The sequence below is a fragment of the Streptomyces sp. NPDC003016 genome, from assembly GCF_053591455.1.
In genome coordinates this window covers 1-19611 of sequence record NZ_JBSFTV010000036.1, presented here as the reverse complement: position 1 = coordinate 19611, position 19611 = coordinate 1, and the positions used below count along the sequence as shown (strand labels likewise).

At 69.9% G+C, this 19611-nt stretch carries 19 protein-coding genes and 3 pseudogenes; 14 read left to right on the top strand and 8 right to left on the bottom strand.

The features are described 5' to 3' along the window. Positions 1 to 347 precede the first annotated feature (347 nt). The gene (locus ACWDZ4_RS27175; RefSeq protein ID WP_451511013.1) at positions 348 to 1694 is read left to right on the top strand and encodes a dicarboxylate/amino acid:cation symporter; all 1347 of its coding nucleotides are present in this window, start codon (positions 348 to 350) and stop codon (positions 1692 to 1694) included. Positions 1695 to 1887: 193 nt separating this feature from the next. After that, positions 1888 to 2643, top strand: a complete 756-nt coding sequence (locus ACWDZ4_RS27170; RefSeq protein ID WP_451511012.1) for a restriction endonuclease — start codon at positions 1888 to 1890, stop codon at positions 2641 to 2643. Positions 2644 to 2675: 32 nt separating this feature from the next. Here ACWDZ4_RS27170 and ACWDZ4_RS27165 read toward each other — a convergent pair whose 3' ends face one another. Continuing rightward, entirely contained in the window at positions 2676 to 2963 is a 288-nt protein-coding gene (locus ACWDZ4_RS27165) for a hypothetical protein (protein WP_451511011.1), read from the bottom strand. A 120-nt stretch (positions 2964 to 3083) separates the two neighbouring features. Next, positions 3084 to 3287, bottom strand: coding sequence for a cold-shock protein (locus ACWDZ4_RS27160; protein ID WP_003984261.1), 204 nt, complete (start codon positions 3285 to 3287; stop codon positions 3084 to 3086). 362 nt (positions 3288 to 3649) lie between these two features. Between ACWDZ4_RS27160 and ACWDZ4_RS27155 the strand changes: the two genes are divergently transcribed. The 5 genes from ACWDZ4_RS27155 to ACWDZ4_RS27135 all read left to right on the top strand — a co-directional run bounded on the left by ACWDZ4_RS27155 (position 3650) and on the right by ACWDZ4_RS27135 (position 8256). Continuing rightward, complete coding sequence (locus tag ACWDZ4_RS27155; protein WP_451511010.1) at positions 3650 to 4513, top strand: menaquinone biosynthetic enzyme MqnA/MqnD family protein; 864 nt, start codon at positions 3650 to 3652, stop codon at positions 4511 to 4513. Positions 4514 to 4674: 161 nt separating this feature from the next. Further along, positions 4675 to 5871, top strand: coding sequence for a cyclic dehypoxanthinyl futalosine synthase (mqnC, locus tag ACWDZ4_RS27150; RefSeq protein WP_451511009.1), 1197 nt, complete (start codon positions 4675 to 4677; stop codon positions 5869 to 5871). 10 nt (positions 5872 to 5881) lie between these two features. Next, positions 5882 to 6535, top strand: a complete 654-nt coding sequence (locus ACWDZ4_RS27145) for a hypothetical protein (protein ID WP_451511008.1) — start codon at positions 5882 to 5884, stop codon at positions 6533 to 6535. Positions 6536 to 6641: 106 nt separating this feature from the next. Continuing rightward, positions 6642 to 7337, top strand: coding sequence for a demethylmenaquinone methyltransferase (locus tag ACWDZ4_RS27140; RefSeq protein ID WP_451511007.1), 696 nt, complete (start codon positions 6642 to 6644; stop codon positions 7335 to 7337). Between the two features lie 7 nt (positions 7338 to 7344). Continuing rightward, positions 7345 to 8256 (top strand): glutaminase, encoded by a 912-nt coding sequence (locus ACWDZ4_RS27135; protein ID WP_451511006.1) that lies wholly within the window; start codon positions 7345 to 7347, stop codon positions 8254 to 8256. Between the two features lie 233 nt (positions 8257 to 8489). Here the strand turns inward: ACWDZ4_RS27135 and ACWDZ4_RS27130 are convergent, their stop codons facing one another. Then, entirely contained in the window at positions 8490 to 8663 is a 174-nt protein-coding gene (locus ACWDZ4_RS27130) for a hypothetical protein (protein ID WP_451511005.1), read from the bottom strand. A 316-nt stretch (positions 8664 to 8979) separates the two neighbouring features. Between ACWDZ4_RS27130 and ACWDZ4_RS27125 the strand changes: the two genes are divergently transcribed. Continuing rightward, on the top strand, positions 8980 to 10263 hold the full coding sequence (locus ACWDZ4_RS27125; protein ID WP_344496210.1) for a geranylgeranyl reductase family protein: 1284 nt from the start codon (positions 8980 to 8982) through the stop codon (positions 10261 to 10263). Positions 10264 to 10539: 276 nt separating this feature from the next. On the opposite strand, the pseudogene ACWDZ4_RS27120 reads toward ACWDZ4_RS27125, so the two are convergent. Continuing rightward, positions 10540 to 11395 (bottom strand): annotated as a pseudogene (locus ACWDZ4_RS27120) (IS5 family transposase). A gap of 333 nt (positions 11396 to 11728) precedes the next feature. Between ACWDZ4_RS27120 and ACWDZ4_RS27115 the strand changes: the two are divergent. The 3 genes from ACWDZ4_RS27115 to ACWDZ4_RS27105 all read left to right on the top strand — a co-directional run bounded on the left by ACWDZ4_RS27115 (position 11729) and on the right by ACWDZ4_RS27105 (position 15105). Continuing rightward, a complete protein-coding gene (locus ACWDZ4_RS27115; protein ID WP_451511004.1) occupies positions 11729 to 12553 on the top strand; it encodes an alpha/beta fold hydrolase in 825 nt (274 codons plus the stop codon). A gap of 237 nt (positions 12554 to 12790) precedes the next feature. Then, positions 12791 to 13588 (top strand): hypothetical protein, encoded by a 798-nt coding sequence (locus ACWDZ4_RS27110; protein WP_451511003.1) that lies wholly within the window; start codon positions 12791 to 12793, stop codon positions 13586 to 13588. A 68-nt stretch (positions 13589 to 13656) separates the two neighbouring features. Further along, positions 13657 to 15105 (top strand): endonuclease/exonuclease/phosphatase family protein, encoded by a 1449-nt coding sequence (locus tag ACWDZ4_RS27105; protein WP_451511002.1) that lies wholly within the window; start codon positions 13657 to 13659, stop codon positions 15103 to 15105. A gap of 277 nt (positions 15106 to 15382) precedes the next feature. Here the strand turns inward: ACWDZ4_RS27105 and ACWDZ4_RS27100 are convergent. Next, positions 15383 to 16012: pseudogene (locus tag ACWDZ4_RS27100) on the bottom strand (MarR family transcriptional regulator); the annotation flags it as partial. Here ACWDZ4_RS27100 and ACWDZ4_RS27095 point away from each other — a divergent pair. Then, complete coding sequence (locus ACWDZ4_RS27095; RefSeq protein WP_451511066.1) at positions 15947 to 16573, top strand: DUF4097 family beta strand repeat-containing protein; 627 nt, start codon at positions 15947 to 15949, stop codon at positions 16571 to 16573. The pseudogene ACWDZ4_RS27100 and the gene ACWDZ4_RS27095 overlap by 66 nt on opposite strands. 190 nt (positions 16574 to 16763) lie before the next feature. Here the strand turns inward: ACWDZ4_RS27095 and ACWDZ4_RS27090 are convergent, their stop codons facing one another. Next, positions 16764 to 17189, bottom strand: coding sequence for a DUF6003 family protein (locus ACWDZ4_RS27090; protein WP_451511001.1), 426 nt, complete (start codon positions 17187 to 17189; stop codon positions 16764 to 16766). 106 nt (positions 17190 to 17295) lie between these two features. Then, positions 17296 to 18678: a serine hydrolase domain-containing protein gene (locus ACWDZ4_RS27085; RefSeq protein WP_451511000.1), complete on the bottom strand. Its 1383-nt coding sequence runs from the start codon at positions 18676 to 18678 to the stop codon at positions 17296 to 17298. A gap of 110 nt (positions 18679 to 18788) precedes the next feature. Between ACWDZ4_RS27085 and ACWDZ4_RS27080 the strand changes: the two genes are divergently transcribed. Beyond that, positions 18789 to 18911, top strand: coding sequence for a hypothetical protein (locus tag ACWDZ4_RS27080; RefSeq protein WP_451510999.1), 123 nt, complete (start codon positions 18789 to 18791; stop codon positions 18909 to 18911). 50 nt (positions 18912 to 18961) lie between these two features. Here ACWDZ4_RS27080 and ACWDZ4_RS27075 read toward each other — a convergent pair. Beyond that, positions 18962 to 19143, bottom strand: a pseudogene (locus ACWDZ4_RS27075) (helix-turn-helix domain-containing protein); the annotation flags it as partial. Between ACWDZ4_RS27075 and ACWDZ4_RS27070 the strand changes: the two are divergent. Further along, positions 19143 to 19454, top strand: coding sequence for an imine reductase family protein (locus tag ACWDZ4_RS27070; RefSeq protein WP_451510998.1), 312 nt, complete (start codon positions 19143 to 19145; stop codon positions 19452 to 19454). The pseudogene ACWDZ4_RS27075 and the gene ACWDZ4_RS27070 overlap by 1 nt on opposite strands. Positions 19455 to 19611: the final 157 nt, after the last annotated feature.

Sequence of the window (19611 nt, the reverse complement as noted above, 5' to 3'; positions counted from 1 at the left end):
CCCCGGTTCCGGACATCTGTCCGGGGCCGGGGTGGCGGCGTCTTCCGGGCCGGGGCCGGGGCGCGCGTGCCCAAAGAACAGCTTTGATGTTCTCAAAGTACAAGTGTTAACGTGTTCAGCATGAAGACATCCGCCGCGCACTCCCCTGCCACGAGCGTTCCGCTCGTGCTGGTGGCGCGCCTGCATGTCGATCTCTGCCGCTGCATGTCCGCGGCCTGTCGCCGCCACATCTGACATCAGAAGCGACTTCACGCAGCGGCGACGCCCACAGCTCCGGTTCCACGTACAGCTCACGGCCGCCGCACCACCGTCCCCGTATCCCCATACGTAAGCAACGGAGTGTGTCCGTGTCCGCGAACTCCGCGATCACGCCCGAGGACCGGAAGCCCCGCTTCCGAATATCCGACAAGTTCCCCTTCTGGGCCCAGATCATCACCGGTCTGGTCCTGGGTGTCCTGCTGGGCTGGCTCGCGCGCAGCCAGGACATCAGCTGGCTCAAGACGACGCTGGAGCAGGTCGGCGGCATCTTCGTCCAGCTGCTGAAGCTGGCCGTCGCGCCGCTCGTCTTCTTCGCGATCCTGGTGTCGATCACCAACCTGCGCAAGGTCAACAACGCCGCCAGGCTGGCCTCGCGCACGCTGCTCTGGTTCATGATCACGTCACTGATCGCGGTCGCCATCGGCCTCGCGATCGGCCTGGTCACCAACCCGGGCGCCGGTACGGGCCTGACGCCGAAGGACGGCAAGGAGCCCGAGGGCTCCGGCTCCTGGATCGACTTCCTGACCGGCATCGTGCCGACCGACGTCATCACGCCGTTCACCGAGCTGAACGTGCTCCAGATCGTCTTCATGGCCGCCGTCGCCGGTATCGCGGCGCTCCAGCTCGGTGAGAAGGCCGAGCCGATCCTCAAGCTCAGCGCTTCGGTCCTGGAGCTGCTCCAGAAGGCCCTGTGGTGGGTCATCCGCCTCGCGCCCATCGGCACCGTCGGCCTCATCGGCTTCGCCATCGCCGACTACGGCTGGGACCTGATCAGCAAGTACGCGACCTTCACCGCCGACGTCTACATCGGCTGCGCCCTCGTGCTGTTCGGCGTCTACCCGCTGCTGCTCGCGACGGTCGCCAAGGTCAACCCGCTCCAGTTCTTCAAGGGGGCCTGGCCGGCCATCCAGCTGGCCTTCGTCTCCCGCTCCTCGGTCGGCACCATGCCGGTCACCCAGCGGGTCACCGAGCGCCTCGGTGTTCCGAAGGAGTACGCGTCCTTCGCCGTGCCGTTCGGTGCGACGACCAAGATGGACGGCTGCGCCGCGATCTACCCGGCGCTCGCCGCGATCTTCATCGCGCAGATCTTCGACGTACAGCTCGGCATCCAGGACTACCTGCTGATCGCCTTCGTCTCGGTCATCGGCTCGGCGGCCACCGCCGGTCTGACGGGCGCGACGGTCATGCTGACCCTCACCCTGTCGACGCTGGGCCTTCCGCTGGAGGGCGTGGGCCTGCTGATGGCGATCGACCCGATCCTGGACATGATGCGGACCGCGACGAACGTCGCGGGTCAGGCCCTGGTGCCGGTCATCGTCGCGGCCCGGGAGAAGATCCTCGACCACGACGCGTACAACTCGGCCTCGTCCTCGCCGGTCGACGAGTACGACGTGCGTGAGGCCGGACAGAAGGCGGCCGTGCCGGTCACCGCGTAACCGCGCTGCCGGAACCGGACCGCCGAAGTGTGCCCCCGACGCCCCGCGTCGGGGGCACTCCGGCGTGGGGCGGGGCGCGGGGAGCGCCGTGTGCTCGCTGTGCTCGCCCGGGAGCCGTTGAATCCGGCCGGGCGGGGCATACGGAAACCAGAGCGATCTTGAAGAGGTCGTACGGAGGACGGAGCCGACGCAGATGCCGATACCCACCCGCCGGAGCCGCACCGCACGGCGCGGGCCCGCTTTCCGGCTCCGCGAGACCGCGTTCGGTCTCGGCCTGGTCGCCATCGTCGTCTGTGGGGTCGGACTCACCTTCAAGGCGGCGCTGGGGGAGGGCGACAACCTGCCGGCGGCCGTCCTGGCAACGGTGGCTCTCGTCGTCGTGGCCGCGGCGGTGGTCCGGGGCGGCCGTCGCCGCCGGCGGAGCGTCCGCCCCGCCGCCGTCGCGGACATCGATGTCGTGGAGGCGGCCCGGGGCAGGGCCGAAGCCCCGTACCCGGAAGCCCGGTACACCGAAGCCGCGCCCGCCGAAGCCGCGCCCGCCGAAGCCGCGTACGTGGACTACGCGGCCATGGACCCGGACACCTTCGAGCGGTCGATCGCCGAACTGTGCGAGCGGGACGGCTGTGTGGAGGTCCAGGTCGTCGGCGGCGCCGGGGACCTCGGGGCCGACGTCATCGCGACGACTCCGGACGGACGGTGCGTCGTCATCCAGTGCAAGCGTTACGGGCCGGCGAACAAGGTCGGCTCGCAGGACGTCCAGCGTTTCGGCGGCACGTGCTACGCCGTCCACGGCGCCCAGGTCGCCGCTGTCGTGACCACGGGAGAGTTCACCGAACCGGCGGCGGAGTACGCGGACCAGTGCGGGATACTCTGCGTCGACCACCAGGCACTCACCGCGTGGGCCGACGGGACCGGCCCGGCGCCCTGGGACCACGTACCGGCCGTGTAGCCCGTATCGCGCCTCCTGCGGGCGTCGCGAGATCAGACCTGGGACTCCATGCGGTCGACCGCGTTCTTGGCCGTCAGCAGGTCGCTGCCCGTGGTCTCGCGGTAGAGCTTGATCGCCTGGATCTTCTTTCCCTCCCGCACGAGCGCGGCGACCTGATCCGTCGCCGGGTCGGGTACGTGGATGCCCAACTGCTCCATGACGAGGTCGAGCTTCTGCTCCAGCCGGGCAACTCTGTGGTGGGTGCGCCTGAGTCTGTGCTCGTTGGCCGAGACCAGCAGCGCGACGAGGGCGACGACGAGGAGGGCTATCACGATATCCATGATCCACGACCCTATCCCCGGGGCAGCGGGTGAGCCGCATGCAGGCAGGAGCCCCGTTCCTCGCGGAACGGGGCTCCTTGGGTACTGCTACTTCGACCGCGATCCGGTCGGACCGGGCAACTAGACCGGGGTGACGTTCTCCGCCTGCGGGCCCTTCGGGCCCTGCGTGACGTCGAAGTTCACCTGCTGGTTCTCCTCGAGCGAGCGGAAACCAGACGCGTTGATCGCGGAGTAGTGGACGAAGACATCCGGGCCGCCGCCGTCCTGGGCGATGAAGCCGAAGCCCTTTTCAGCGTTGAACCACTTGACGGTTCCGGTAGCCATAAGCCCTCCCATGGGCCAAAGGGTTGCCCTGCTCCAGAACCTGCAAACAAGTCTGAAAACTACAAAAGCCTGCGGGTTACATGCTCCGCAGGCTCTGTACTGCAAGGGAAACCAAACTGCAACTTGCGGCGAGCGTAGCACGCACCCCGAGGCGAGTGGAAGAGGGAAAGATCACGCCGTCCGGAGGTTTGGACGGCCCTGTCGCGGCACCTTCGGGGGCGCCTTTCCGGGGGTCCGGCCGGAGACCTTCCGCAGCCTTTCCCGGAATTCTCCGGAGCCCTTCCCGGGACCTTCCGGAGCGCTTCCGAAGGGGCCCGGACCCCGGCGTCGGTCTGTGCGGCAGACAGGTCTAGCCTCGCGATGTGGACAATTCAACTGCTGCCGGCCACCGTCGCAGCCGGCCACGTGTCGGCCACATCCAGTTCCTGAACTGCCTGCCCCTGTACTGGGGGCTGGCCCGTACCGGAGCGCTTCTCGACTTCCAGCTGTCGAAGGACACCCCTGAGCGGCTCAGCGAGCAACTGGTGCGCGGCGATCTCGACATCGCGCCCGTCACCCTTGTGGAGTTCCTCCGCAACGCCGACGATCTCGTCGCCTTCCCCGACCTCGCGGTCGGCTGCGACGGCCCCGTCATGTCGTGCGTGATCGTTTCCCAGGTGCCGCTGGCCCGGCTCGACAAGGCCCGGGTCGCGCTCGGTTCGACCTCGCGCACGTCGGTGCGTCTGGCGCAGCTGCTGCTGGCCGAGCAGTACGGCGTCCAGCCCGACTACTACACGTGCCCGCCCGACCTCGGCGTGATGATGCAGGAGGCGGACGCGGCCGTGCTGATCGGCGACGCGGCGCTGCGCGCCTCGCTGCACGATGCGCCCCGGCTCGGGCTCCAGGTCCACGACCTGGGGCAGATGTGGAAGGAGTGGACGGGGCTGCCGTTCGTCTTCGCGGTGTGGGCGGCGCGCAAGGACTACCTCGCGCGTGAGCCGGACGTCGTGAAGAAGGTCCATGAGGCGTTCCTGACCTCCCGCGACCTGTCCCTGGACGAGGTGGCCGAGGTCGCCGAGCAGGCCGCCCGCTGGGAGGTCTTCGACGCGGAACTGCTGGAGCGCTACTTCACGACGCTGGACTTCCGCTTCGGTCCCGACCAGCTGGCGGGCGTACGGGAGTTCGCGCGCCGGACCGGACCGGACACCGGGTATCCGGCCGACGTCACGGTCGAACTGCTCGGCTGACCGCCGCCGCCCCCGGGCCGCCGGCACAGCACGCAGCCGGCCGTGCGGTACGGGGGAGGGGCCAGGCGGTGCGGCCGCCCGACGCGGGCGCCCGCTGCTCGTCCGTACGGCTGGCGTAGGCTGGGCCGGTCCGTCCACACCCTGCCGAAAGGGACACTCCGGTGACTGAGAAGGCCGACCTCACAGCCGTCCTCGACCGCGCTGCCGAGGGTGGGCGGATCACCCCGGAAGAGGCCCTCGACCTCTACCGCTCCGCGCCGCTGCACGCCCTGGGCCAGGCCGCGGACGCCGTGCGCCGCCGTCGCTACGCCGGTACGGAGCACATCGCGACGTACATCATCGAGCGCAACATCAACTACACGAACTCGTGCGTCACCGCGTGCAAGTTCTGTGCCTTCTACGCCGCTCCCAAGAGCGACAAGGTGTGGACCCGCGACCTCGACGACATCCTGCGGCGCTGCGCGGAGACCGTCGAGCTCGGCGGTACGCAGATCATGTTCCAGGGCGGTCACCACCCGGACTACGGCGTCGAGTACTACGAGGAGCACTTCGCCGCGATCAAGGCGGCGTTCCCGCAGCTCGTCATCCACTCCCTCGGCGCCTCCGAGGTCGAGCACATGGCCCGGATCTCGGGCGTGAGCGCCGAGGAGGCCATCCGCCGCATCCACGCCGCCGGACTCGACTCCTTCGCCGGCGCCGGCGCCGAGCTGCTGCCCGAGCGGCCGCGCAAGGCCATCGCGCCGCTCAAGGAGTCCGGCGAGCGCTGGCTGGAGATCATGGAGCTCGCGCACCGCCTCGGCGTCGAGTCGACGTCGACGATGCTCATGGGTACGGGCGAGACCAACGCCGAGCGCATCGAGCACCTGAGCATGATCCGCGACGTACAGGACCGGACGGGCGGCTTCCGCGCCTTCATCCCGTACACCTACCAGCCGCAGAACAACGCGCTGAAGGGCCGTACGCAGGCCACGCTCTTCGAGTACCTGCGCCTGATCGCCGTCGCCCGCCTCTTCCTCGACAACGTCGCGCACATCCAGGGCTCCTGGCTGACGGTCGGCAAGGAGGTCGGCCAGCTGTCGCTGCACTACGGCGCGGACGACCTCGGGTCGATCATGCTGGAGGAGAACGTCGTGTCGTCGGCCGGGGCCAGGCACCGGTCCAACCGGATGGAGATCATCGATCTCATCCGCAGGTCGGGACGCGTGCCCGCGCAGCGCACGACGACCTACGAGCACATCGTGGTGCACGACGACCCGGCGAACGACCCGGTCGACGACCACGTCGTCTCGCACCTCTCGTCGACGGCCATCGAGGGCGGCACCGCGCACCCCGAACTGAAGATCCTCAGCGCGAGCTGACGGGGCCGAGTTGCTGACGATCCACGCCGCCGACCTGGTCGTCCCGGTCGCCGGGGAGCCGATCGCCCGGGGCGCGGTCGCCGTCGACGGTACGACGGTCGTCGCACTCGGCCCGTACGAGGACGTGGCCGCCGCCCGGCCGGCGGCCCGCGTCCGCCGCTGGCCCGGAGTCCTCACTCCGGGGCTGCGCAACGACCGCGGCGGCTTTCTGCTGGAGCACACCTATTTCCCCGAGGAGCCGGGCGAGTTCGACGCGCTCGGCCCGGACCCCCTCACCGGTGCCGCCCTCGCCGCGCTGCGCATGACCGAGGCCCGCTGGGGCAACAGCGCCCGCCGCTGCACCCAGAAACTCCTGGCCCACGGTGTGGTCGCCGTCACCGGCCCGCTCGGGATCGCGGCCGTCCGCCAGGCGGTGCGGCGGGCCGGCCTCACGGTCGGGGGCGGGGCGGCGGACGACGCCCCGGCGACGGCTTCTGGTGCGGGGCTGGACCCGCTGGCCGGGGGCGCCCCACTGGCTTCCGTGGTCGCGCACCCGCTCGCCGTCGGCTCCCGCGCCGACCTCGCCGTCTTCGACGTGCCGGACGAGGCGGCGCTGCGCGCGCGGGGGACCGGGACGTGCGTCGCGACGGTCCTGGGCGGACGGCTGGTGCACCGGCGGCGGTGAGCCGCACCCGCCGATGACCGCGTCCGCACAGCCGATGACCACGTCCGCGCCGCCGATGACCGGGCCCGCTCCGCCCGCGGCGGGCGGGCCCGGCACAATGGGCGGCGTGACCCGCGCATCCCTGAACAAGAAGCCCGCCGAAGTCGCCTCGATGTTCGACGAAGTGGCGGAACGCTACGACCTCACCAACGACGTCCTGTCCCTCGGACAGGACCGGATCTGGCGCAAGGAGGTCGCCAGGGCGGTGGACGCCCGCCCGGCCCAGAAGATCCTGGACCTGGCCGCCGGAACCGCCACCTCCTCGCAGCCCTTCGCGCGGGCCGGTGCGTACGTCGTGCCCTGCGACTTCTCGATCGGCATGCTGCGGGTCGGCAAGCAGCGCCACCCGTGGATGCCCTTCACCGCGGGCGACGGGACGGAACTGCCGTTCCGGGACGACACCTTCGACACGGTCACCATCTCCTTCGGGCTGCGCAACATCCAGGACACCGACGCCGCGCTGCGCGAGCTGTACCGCGTGACCAGGCCCGGCGGGCAGGTCGTGATCTGCGAGTTCTCGCACCCGACCTGGGCGCCCTTCCGGACCGTGTACATGGAGTACCTGATGCGGGCGCTGCCGCCGGTCGCGACCGCCGTCTCGTCGAACCCCGACGCGTACGTCTACCTCGCCGAGTCCATCCGCGAGTGGCCCGACCAGCCGGCGCTGGCGTCCCGGCTCCAGCAGGCGGGCTGGTCGAAGGTCGCGTGGCGCAACCTGACGGGCGGAGTCGTCGCCCTGCACCGCGGTACGAAGTCCCGGTAGACCTCCCGTGGACTACCAGTCGGTCCTGGAGCGGATCGCGAAGGACATCGCACCGCAGGTCGGCAGCGGCAGGACCGCCGAGTACATCCCGGCGCTCGCCGCCGTCGACCCGCGCCGCTTCGGCATGGCCGTCGCGGACGTCGACGGGAAGGTGTACGGAGTCGGGGACTGGCAGCGCCCCTTCTCCACCCAGTCGATCACCAAGGTATTCACGCTCGCGCTGGTCCTGGCCACGGGCGGCGACGGCCTGTGGGAGCACGTCGGCCGCGAGCCGTCCGGCAACCCCTTCAACTCCCTGGTCCAGCTGGAGTACGAGAACGGCATCCCGCGCAATCCGTTCATCAACGCCGGCGCGCTCGTCGTCACCGACCGCCTCCAGACCCTGACCGGCGACGCGAGCAGCGAACTCCTGGAGTTCCTGCGCGAGGAGAGCGGGAACCCCGGCCTGGCCTTCGACCCGGAGGTGGCCGGGTCGGAGTCCGCGCACGGCGACCGCAATGCGGCCCTGGCCCACTTCATGGCCTCGTACGGCAACATCACCAACCCCGTCCCCACCCTCCTCGACCACTACTTCTGGCAGTGCGCGATCGAGATGAGCTGCGCCGACCTGGCGCTGGCGGCCCGCTTCCTGGCCCGCCACGGGCTGCGCGCCGACGGCTCGCGCCTGCTGACGCGCAGCGAGGCCAAGCAGATCAACGCCGTGATGCTCACCTGCGGTACGTACGACGCGGCCGGCGAATTCGCCCACCGGGTCGGGCTGCCGGGCAAGAGCGGTGTGGGCGGCGGGATCGTCGCGGTCGTTCCGGGGCGGTGCACGCTGTGCGTCTGGAGCCCGGGTCTGGACGAGCGCGGCAACTCGGTGGCGGGCGTCGCGGCACTGGACCGGTTCACGACGCTGACGGGACTGTCGGTCTTCTAGGACGGGGCGGAGTCGCGAAGTGTCACAGCGGGGAGGGGCAGGGAAAGAAAGGAACTCCCGGGAACCGCCCGGCGGGGAAGAGGAGTCAGTGCGCACAGGAACCGCTCTCCCCGCGCACTTCCTGCACTCTCCGCTCTCCCCGCCTCCGGGGTCCCCATGCCGCTGCACTGCCCGAACTGCGGAACCGTTCCTGAGCACTGGGTTTCAGTGGGCCCGGTGGTCTGGACCGCTGGTCAGTGGCGCGCCCCGGCCCGGCGGGTGAAGTGCAGCAGCCGGGTCGGCGCGTGCCGGATCCGGGCGTCCCGGTGCGCTGAATTGCCGGAGAGGCCGTGGGAGAAGCGCTGCGGGTCACCGACCGGGTTGCCGCGGACGTCCAGGTGCCGGGCGGCGAGGTGGTCGTCGTTCATGTCCACCCCCCCCCGCACCCACACTGCCTGAAGGGGCAGGGCGGGGGCGGGGGTGCGGGTCCAGGACGCGGTCACCTACCAGCGCCCCGGTCCGGGTCGTGGGGGATGCGGTAGGCGACCGCCCGGTTCGCGCCGATCCGGGCACGGGACCGCGACGGGCAGTACGCCCGCAAGACCTTCGACACCGCGCCGGCCCCCTGGACCCCGACTGACCTGACCCGCCGACCCTTCGGAAGGGCGCTCGGTACGCCCCAATAGACTGCCTTCGACCTGTGCCCCCGGGCACGCGACGTCGAGTCTTACGGGAGATCCCGCCGTGACCGAGCCCCTCTCCGAGCACACCGCAGATGTGATCGTCGTCGGGGCCGGACCCGCCGGCTCCACGACCGCCTACTACCTGGCGAAGGCCGGACTCGACGTCCTGCTCCTCGAGAAGACCGCCTTCCCGCGCGAGAAGGTCTGCGGCGACGGCCTGACCCCGCGCGCCACCAAGCAGCTGGTCTCGATGGGCATCGACATCTCCGAAGAGGCGGGCTGGCTGCGCAACAAGGGCCTGCGCATCATCGGCGGCGGCGTACGCCTCCAGCTCGACTGGCCGGACCTGGCCTCGTACCCGGACTACGGACTCGTCCGCAAGCGCGACGACTTCGACGAGCAGCTCGCCCGCCAGGCCCAGAAGGCGGGCGCCCGCCTGCACGAGCGCTGCAACGTCGGCGAGCCGGTCCTCGACCCCCGTACGGGCCGGATCACCGGCGTCAACGCCAAGCTCGGCGAGGAGAAGACCCCGGTCACCTTCCACGCCCCGCTGGTCGTCGCCGCCGACGGCAATTCGACCCGCCTGTCCCTCGCCATGGGCCTGCACCGCCGCGAGGACCGCCCGATGGGCGTGGCGGTCCGTACGTACTTCACCTCCCCGCGCCACGACGACGACTACCTGGAGTCCTGGCTGGAGCTGTGGGACCGCCGGGGCCCGCAGGACCGCCTGCTCCCCGGCTACGGCTGGATCTTCGGCATGGGCGACGGCACGTCCAACGTCGGCCTCGGCATCCTCAACTCCTCCAAGGCGTTCAAGGAGCTGGACTGGCGCGAGGTCCTCAAGGCGTGGTGCGCGTCGATGCCGGAGGAGTGGGGCTACACCCCGGACAACATGACGATGCCGATCCGCGGCGCCGCGCTCCCCATGGCGTTCAACCGGCAGCCGCACTACACCAAGGGCCTGCTCCTCGTCGGTGACGCGGGCGGCATGGTCAACCCGTTCAACGGCGAGGGCATCGCGTACGCCATGGAGTCGGGCCAGATCGCAGCCGACGTCATCGTCCAGGCCCACGCCCGCGCGACCCCCGCCCAGCGCGAACTCGCCCTCCACGCCTACCCGAAGATCCTCAAGGAGACGTACGGCGGCTACTACACGATGGGCCGCGCCTTCGTGAAGCTCATCGGCAACCCGAAGATCATGAAGCTCGCGACCCAGCGCGGTCTGACGCACCCGGTGCTGATGAAGTTCACGCTGAAGATGCTGGCCAACCTGACCGACCCGACGGGCGGCGACGCGATGGACCGCATCATCAACGGCCTGGCCAAGGTCGCGCCGAACTCGTGACCCGGGCGCCTGCGAGGCAGGACACAGCCCTGTGCGGCACGTCCATTTCCGGTTGTCTCATGCCTGGGCCCTCCACGGGCGGACGGGCGGCGGCGCTTGAGCTTCGGGAAGCGAGGTGCGAGCGCCTTTTGCTGGGAAGCAGGGCTGTCGCCGTGTGGCGTGCGGCACAGCAAACGACCCCCAAGCGGTGGTGGAACACCGCACAGGGGTCTGACCAACAAGATCGTGGAGCCGATCTCATGGCTGTTCAGCAGCTTGGACCAACCGGCAAATGGATCACCTGAGGCGACGTGTGGTGGAACGCTGATCCCAGCGGTACCGAATGGTGGCGTGGCGGATCAGCAGGCGGAGAGTGGCGAGTGCTGCGGCCAGGGGGAGGTAGAACTCGACGACGGTGCTGTTCTTCTCTTCTCGGTGCAGCGTCGTAGCTTGCCGTAGCTGTTCATCCACGAGTGCGTTCGTTCCACGACCCACCGCTTGCCGGCCTGAATCGGGGCGGGCACGCCCTTGCGGGCGATCTCACCGGTGAAGCCCAACTCCCGGAGAAGAGCGCGGGACGCCTTGCTGTCATAGCTCCGGTCGAGGTTGACGTTCACGTCGTCCGGCAGTGGCCCGACCTGGTCCATGGCTGCATGGAGAGTCGGTCCGAGTAGGGGCGAGTCATGGCGGTTGGCTCCCGTTGCGACCAGGCCGAGCGGGACACCGCAGGCATCAGTGGCGACCGAGCGTTTCAGGCCCTGCTTCCCGCGGTCCACCGGGACCGGCCCGCACTCTGGCCGCCACACGGGGCCTTCGTGATGCAACCATCCACGGATATCTCGGACAGCTCCAGGCCGATCATCCGGTCGTACGCTTTCAGAGCGAGAACATGCACCACTTCGGATATGCCCTGCTCAGCCCCTTCTTTGACACGTCGACGGATGGTCCGGTCAGAGCATCCAGGGCTGGAGACCCGTTCGTAGCCCGAGCCGTGGACCAACGCGAACACTACGTGCTCGAACACGATCCGGTCGGGGGCACGACGGCGGTGACAGCCGAGCGGATGGCCCGCAGTGAACTCCTCCCGAGCCGGCAGGAGCGCCACGAACTGATTCCAGAGGGGTTCTAGCAGGGAAGATGGCAGTGCGGGCACGGCTGTCCTTCGTGATACTGAGCGTAGAGAACTAATTGCTCACGTGGACCCGTGCCCGTTCTGAGGCTCATCCGACCCCCCGGACACCTGCTGGCCAGCGACTTGCCGGGAAGGTGTGAGTCACCCGGCAGCGGCCGGCAGATCAAGGGGATCGTGACTTCAGCCCCCGAAGATCGTTGACCTCGCGTGATCTACCCCGGCATGCCGCTCAAGACGCCTCTGCCTGCCGAGACCGCTCCGTCACCGGGCGAGGCACTTGTGCGGAGGCATCGCTGGCAGGGCTTCTCCTGCGAATCACGTGTGGTCCGCGCCCCCGCCCCGTGTTTCCCGCCCGTGCTGATCATCGGCGGGGCATTCCAGCGCAAGGAATCGTGGGGACGCTGCGAGGACGTGTTCCTCGAAAGCATGGACGTGTTGACCGTCGACCCGCCCGGCTGGGGCGCCGCCGACTTGCTGCCCGAAACCTACGGCGCCGACTTTCTTGCCGACGCCATCTGCCACATGCTCGACGAGTGCGGTGTCGGGCTGGTCAACGTGCTGGCCGGCTCCTACGGAAGCGCCATCGGCTACGAGATGGCCCGGCGTTACCCCGACCGGGTCGGGCGCGTGGTCCTGGTCGGCACGATGACGGCCATCCCCGACCACGCGCAGGCCGCGATGCGCCGCACGCTGGAGTACCTGGCCGCAGGAGACATGGAGACGTACGCGCACGCGATGGTCGATCTCCTCATGACGCCAGAGCGCCTCGCGGACATCCCCAACGGCACCCGCGTCCGCAAACTGCTGCTGCGCCGCATCGTCAACCTCTCCGAGGCGGAAACGCACCAGATGTACATCAACACCCTGCGCCTGCTCACTCATCAGGCCCTCGACACCAGCCAGCCGCCTCGGGCGCCGGTCTTGACCGTGACCGGCGAATACGACTCGTTCACCACTCCGGAGCTGTGCCGCCAGATGGCAGCGGCGTGTGCCGACAGTTGGTACGCCGAGATCCGCGATGCCGACCACATGCTCATCCTGGAGCGGACCGCGGAGACCGCCGACTTGATCACCCGTTTCCTCGCTGGCAAGCCGCTAGACGGCCTGCCCTACTGCCACAGCGTCGAACGAGTGTCACCGGCCATTCCCCCGGCCACCGAGCCCACTTGCATGATCTGACTCACGCCGCGCCATAGGCTCCACCCGGGTTGTCGCGGAGCGCCGGGGGCGTCTCCCTCCACACGGTAGGGCGCTGATTCAAACGGGCGAAAGGGCAGCACAGCCAGACCGTGATTACTGAGCGTAGAGAACTGCATGATCACGTGACTCGTGGTCGTTCCGATGCCCGCGCCACCTCCCGGGCACCTTTTGCCGGTCGGTCTTAGCCGTGCCACCCTGCACGCGCCCGCCCATCCGATGGCCAAGCCCGGATTCGGAAAGCAGTCCGCACCCGGCCAAGAACCCCGTCGCGGGCGCGACTTCGCACACCTGCCCAAGCGTGAAGCGGCGATCGCCGGATACATCGACCGGCTGCCCGACGGCGCAGGCATCTCGATCAAGACGCTGGCCAGGGAGCTGGACGACTTCGGCCAGTGCGCCATCGGCACCGCCCTGCGCAGGCTCTCCGAAGCCGGGCACCTGCGGCGCGTACGCCGTGACGTGCAGGACGCCGAAGGCGCGCGGTGGGTCTACCGCACCTACTTCACCCGCACCGCCCGCCCCGACGCCTGGTGGGCCGCGTTCCTCGGCGGTGACGTTCCGCAGTCCGGGACGGCCGACCCCGCGCCCGCGCGGGAACCCGACGCGCGCGGCCGCGACGCCCTCGCCCGGCTCGTCCACCAGCATCCCCAACTCGCCCTGTCCGCGGTGGAATGCGAGGCACTCGCCGGTCTGGCCGGGGACTGGTTCCGGCGGGGGGCCACCGAGGCGCAGTTCGTGCGGGCCGTCGCCTCGATGCTGCCCGACCCCGTCCGGCATCCGTTCGGCTTCGTACAGAGCCGGCTGATCAGGAAGCTGCCGCCCGTGCCCCCGGCCCCCGTCCAGGGCCGGTACGTCATGGAGTGCACCGACTGCCACGCCCCCGGTACGCCGGAATCCCTGCCCGGCTCCGGGAAACGCTCCGTACGCACAGGCTCCGCCCGGCGCCCTGAGCCGTCCTGGCCGGACGTGATCACTGAGGGAAGCCGTACGCTCTGTCGCGTCAAACTTCTGTGATCTTGTAAGGGGAGCGCATGCGCCGAATAATGGGCGCTTTCACAGCATTTGTCGGGATAATCGCCGGGGTGCTTCTCACCACGGCAACGGTGGCCCACGCCACGGATGTTTCGGCGGACGCGGTATGGGTCGAGAAGTCGGCAGGGCAGAAATGGGCCCTCAAGGCGCCGAACGGAAAGTACGTCCGGGTGGAGATGCACGACACCGGAAAGTACGAGTGGCGCCTGCGCGCGGTGAGTACCGAGGTCAATGCGTGGGAGAGATTCACGCTCCACACCAATCACCCGACGCAGAACATCATGAGTCTGCGCTCTGAGACCACTGGGTTCTTCGCCACTCCCGAGTTCCTCGACGGCGAGGACCGGGAAGGGATGCTGCGTGCCAGGGGCGGGAATCTCGGTTCGTGGCAGCAGTTCGAAGTGAACTTCTCGGCTGCCCCCTCCTCGGAGAAGCCGGGGTCGCACCGGGTCACCTTCAAGACCGTGGCACCCGGCCACGAGGGCAAGTACGTCGTCGCGGACGCGGGCGGCACCCTTCGGGCGACGGCGACGTCTTCCACGCCCGCGCCGTTCCTGCTCGAACCGGTCGACGGCTTCGTCAATCCGGGCACGCAGCCCCCGCCGGCCTACGGGCCCGTGGCGGGGTCGGCCCTGAACGTGATGACCTGGAACGTATGCGCCAACAACAATGAGCGATGTGACTGGTCGGCCGATCGCGCCGGGACTGTCGAACTGACCGACGCGATCAGGGAACGCCTGAAGGTGAACGGAAGGAACCCCGACGTCATCTTCTTCCAGGAGTTCTGCGAGAAGCACGCGAAGCGTGTCGAGGAAATGCTGGAAGTGGAGACCGGCACGAAGTGGGACGTCAGGTTCGCCCCGATCCACAACCAGGTCGACGGGGTGAACGTCCAGAAGCAGTGCGCCATGGGACCGAAGCCGGATTATCTGGACCGCGGCGCTTACGGTGTGGCGCTGGCGGTTCCGGACGAGAACCTTTTCTACCAGCGCCACGACTTCCCGTCTCCGGCGGGCAAGGAGCAGCGCAGCGCGCTGTGCGCGTCGATCCCCTCGCGGGCGGTGGTCGCGTGCACTTCCCACTTCAGCGCCGGTCCGCCCTATGACGATCTGACCGAAGACGGCTACTGGCGCAAGGAGCAGGGCAAGAGCTTCCTGGGTCTGGTGACCGACTGGCGGGCCAGGGGGTACCGCCCGGTGTTCGGCGGGGACATGAACGTCGTACCGCCCGCCTCCAATGCGGGCGTCGGCGAGGGAGGTCCCAGCTCGGCGCTGGTACCCATCTACGACCAGTACCTGGAATGTTCACAGGGCAACGATCCTTCGAAGGTCCGTGGGGGAGAGCCCACGGCCAACGGCGTCGGCGGAGTGCCCACGAGGAAACTCGACTACATCTTCGCTCCGAAGACATCAGGGTTCGCCAACTGCGTGGTCTCCGCCTCGGACGGAAAGTCGGACCACTGGTCGCTGCACGGCACGGTGACCCTGCCGACCGAGTAACGGCGGTACCCGACCTCGATTCTTCAGCGAGGACAGGCCGCTGATCGGCCCGGCGGTCCGCCCGTACCGTCCTCGCGTCTGTCGAGGCGGGCTTTCGCGTGGCGCTGCGGGTGCGCCGGATTCCACGAGCCCGACGGCCGGTGCGGCGATGGGCCGCCGGGTCGGCCGCCGGGCGTTCCGGCAGCGTCACAGGACGGTCGCGCCACGCCGCCCGCGGGCACGGCCTGGGGCTGGCCATCAGGACGAGGCGGCTGTCTGCCCTCGACCTGAAGGTGGCTCAGGCAGTGCTGTCCGAGGTCGTTTCGGGTTTCGTGTGGAGGATGTCGCGGGCCTGCTCCGCGGCTCGGGCGATGCTCTCGGAGACGAAGTCGAGGAAGCGGGCGACGTTCTCCAGGCGGGTGGCGGCCGGGGTGTCGGGGCCGAGGACGCCGACGCCCTCCCGTGCGGTCTCGACGATCTGGGCGGTGGACCGGGCGCTGGCGATCATCGACTGGTACCAGATGTCGTCGTCGACGACGTAGCGCTCGCGGCGGCGTTCGCCGGGCTCCCGGCGGACGAAGCCCTGGCTTTCGAGGAACGTGATGGCCTTGGAGACGGACGCCGGGCTGACCTGGAGGCGCTGGACCAGTTCGGACGCGGTGAGGCTGCCGGTGTCGGTGAGGGTGAGGCAGGCCATCACCCGGGACATCATCGTGGGCATGCCCGACGCCATCAGGACGGTGGTGAACGTCTCCTCGTACGCCCGCACCGCTTCGGCGTCACGTCCATGGGGCTGCGGGGGCGCCTGTGTCCCCCGGGGGGCGGTCTGCCCGCGCCGGTGGGTGCGGCGCTCGGTGGCGCGGTGGGCGAGGTCGGCGCGGTAGGTGGCGGGACCGCCGTTGCGCATCACCTCGCGCGTGATCGTCGAGCCGACGCCGCCAAGAGCCGCGACGTCAAGGCCGCGGAGCAGACCACGGTCGTCTACGGCGACGGCGTCCTGCGGATCGAAGCCGCACCGGCGAAGAACCGCATCCTCGGCGCTGCCGGCTCCGTCGAGGTCACCGTCCAGCTGTCCGCCGGCTCCCGCGTCGAGGCGAAGGCGGCCAGCGCCGAACTCCGGGGCGTCGGACGCCTCGGCGACGTCACCTTCGAGAGCGCCCAGGGCTCGGTCAAGCTCGACGAGACCGCGAGCGCCCACCTCGCCCTCCTCGCCGGCGACATCTCGGTCGGCCGCCTGGACGGCCCCGCGCACATCAGCACCCAGAAGGGCGACCTGCACATCACCCAGGCCGTGCGCGGCACGCTCACGCTGCGCACCGAGTCCGGCGACATCTCGGTCGGTGCCGCCCGCGGAGTCTCCGCCGGCCTGGACGCCGGCACCGCCTACGGCCGGATCCACAACACGCTCCAGAACACCGACGGCGCCGCCGCCGGCCTGAACATCCACGCCACCACCGCCCACGGCGACATCACCGCCCGCAGCCTGTAAAGGACCCCCCTCATGACCGACTCGCAGGCACAGTCCGACCGAGGCCCGGCACAACCCCCATGACAGCGCGGGCCGCTCTCCGCAGCCCGCCCCACTCATGCACAGCACACCCTGACCAAGACGCGGTGAAGGTGCCGGTGCCGGTGCCGGTGCGGATATCCGGTGTCGGGCTCAGGCTTCGGTGCCGGGCTCAGGCTTCGGTGGCCGCCGCCAGCGTGGCCGGATCCACCCCGGTCAGTTCCACGATGCGGTGCTGCGGGACACCGGCCGCCAGGGCCTTGCCGAGCAACGCGTCCCGTCCGTCGGCGCAGTCGCGGAAAGCCAGGAGCTCAGCTTCGAGGCGAGCCCTCGACTCCGGAAGACCGGCCTGCCGGACGCGTTCGAGCTCCTCCTCGCTGAGCGGTACCGGCAGCCGCTCGGCTCCTTCCGGAATGAAGCCGTTCTCCTCGGGCGGCAGCACCCGTACGCCCTCCTGGTGCGCCGTGACGCCCTGCGCGTCGAACCACGCCTGCACGGCGGAGGTCTCCAGGCACTCGAGATCACCGACGGCGGACAACGCGACCCCCAGGTGCCTGGCCGAGGCGTCCGCGAGAAACAAGTAGGCGTCGTCCGTCATCTTCGATTCCTTCGTGAGGGTGCTGGATCGGTCGGTTCCGTTCCTTTACCCCGGCACACGCGAGTCACCGCTCGGCCGCACCGCACAGGACCCGGCCGGGGTCCCGTCAGCGCAGCTGTTCGGGTGTGACCAGGGACCGGAGCGGGGGCAGGGAGCCGGGCGCCGACTGCCGGAGTGACGCCGAGGGCCTGCCCGGCGCGCCGCTGAGCGCTCCGTCGACGTACGAGAACAGCGCCGCCCCTATCGGATCCGGCTTCGGCTTGTTCTGCTCGTCGAACCGCTCGTACTTCATGAGGTTGTAGCCGACGGCGACCTGCCTGCGGCCGTTCTCGGTGGAGAGCGCCCAGGTCCCGGCCCCGAAGACACCGCCGTCGTGGCCCCAGTACCAGCCGCCGCTGGGCATGCGCAGGGTGTAGATGCCCAGCCCGTAGCGCATCGCGACCTCCTCGCCCGGCTCGGGCTCGTAGGCCGGGACGGTGGTCTTCATGGCGCGCAGTTCGGCGGGGCCGAGCAGCTTGCCGCCCAGCAGCCGGCGGTAGAAGTCGTTGAGGTCCCGCATCGTCGAGACCATCGCCCCGGCCGTGCCCGCCCAGGACATGTCGTAGACGCTGTAGTCGCGGGCCGGCTCGATGTAGCCGTACATCGATTCGTACATCTTGGCGTGCGGCCCGGATATGCGGGGCGAGCGCGGGAAGTAGGTGTGCCGCAGCCCGGCCTTACGGACGACGTTGCGGGTGATGTACGTTTCCGGGTCCTCGCCCGTGACCTTCCGCAACAGCAGCCCGGCGATGACGTAGTTGGTGTTCGCGTAGGAGTACGTGCCGCGCTCGGCGACCGGCGGCGCCGCGAGCCCGAGGCGGACGAGCTGCTCCGGGTGCAGACGGCGGAAGCGGTTCTCGTCGAGCGTCTTGCCCGGGTCCACGGCCAGGCCGGGGAAGGCGGGAAGTACGTAATCGGGGATGCCGCTGGTGTGGTTGAGCAGCATGCGCACCGTCACCTCGCGTCCCCGCTCGCCGGGTATCAGCTCGGGCAGGTAGCGTCCGATCGGCGCGTCGAGTTCGATGCGGCCCCTGTGGACCTGCTGAAGGACGGCCACCGCGGTGAAGGTCTTGGTGATGCTGCCGATCCGGTGCTCGAAGTCGGGCCGCATCCGGCGCTCGGTCTCCACGTCGGCCAGCCCGGCGGCTCCCCGCCACTGCCCGGACCCGTCGCGAACCGCGGAATAGGCCCCGTACATACCGGCTTCGTGGAAAGCCGCGAGCGAACTCCGGAGGGCCGCGCGGTCAAGTCCGCGCTCGGGCCCGGCGAACGGCGCGACGGACGAGCCGGACCCGGTGGCGGCGGGGGCGGTCGCCGCGGGGGTGGTCACCGCGGGTGCGGCTGCCTGCGCCGGCACGGCCGCGAGCGACAGGACGGCGGCCGTGGCCACCGCGGCCAGGCGGAGTCTCCGATGCTCCGGGCGCGGGGTGTTGGGGCGGGCGAGGGGCATGGGCACTCCTGTTTCGTCACTCGTGCACGATGGGTGTTCGATTTCCCCATCCTCATCGCGCCGCTGCGGCTCGCCCTCCGCCCGCAGCACGATTTTCTGCACAGGAACACATGACAAACGTCAGGCTTCAGCTGTGCTGCGGGTACAGCGGTGCCCACCGCACCGGCCTGACCGTCAACAACCACACCGCCGGCGTCACCGGCATCACGCCGATCAACAGCATCAAGGCGTAGTCCCCTTCCGCCGCTCCCGCTGCTCTCGCCGCTCCCTCCGCTGCCGCCGGTCACCCGGAGCGGCGGACCCGCGGTCCGGCGAAACCGCGCCGGTAGCCGCTGGGAGAGACCCCACCTGGAGCGCGAAGTGCCGGCGCAGATCGGCCGCCGTGCCGAGGCCGCTCTCCTCACCGATGCGGTCGATCGAGAGGTCGGTCGACTCCAGGAGCGACTGGGCGTGGGCCAGGCGGCGTGGCCGCGACGGCGTTCATCCCGGTCGCGGTCCGCTGGCTGAGCGCGGTGACGGGCTTCATGGGGACGTACGCCGGGCAGGTGGACGCCGGTCACCACCCGGGCGACGACGCCACTCTCGACGTACAGCGCGTGGCGATCGAGCACCTGGTCCACGCGGGGAGGAACCGGGGCATCGACGGGCGGCTGCCCGAGCTGTCGGAGGCGTTGATCGAGCGGGCGGTCGAGGAGGGGAACGGCGGGGACAGCTACGCGCGCCTTGTCGAGTTGTTCCACAAGGGCCACAAGGGCCACAAGGGTCACAAGGGCTGAGCGGCACCGGGCGAGTGGTGGCGGTTGAACGTACGACGGAGGGCCGTCGTTCCCGGGCCCGGGTCGAAGTCGTCGTCGTCCTGCGGGCCGCTGTGCTGACCGCCACCCTGGCTGCCCTGGCTGCCCTGGCTGCTGCCCTGGCGCTGCTGGCGCTGGC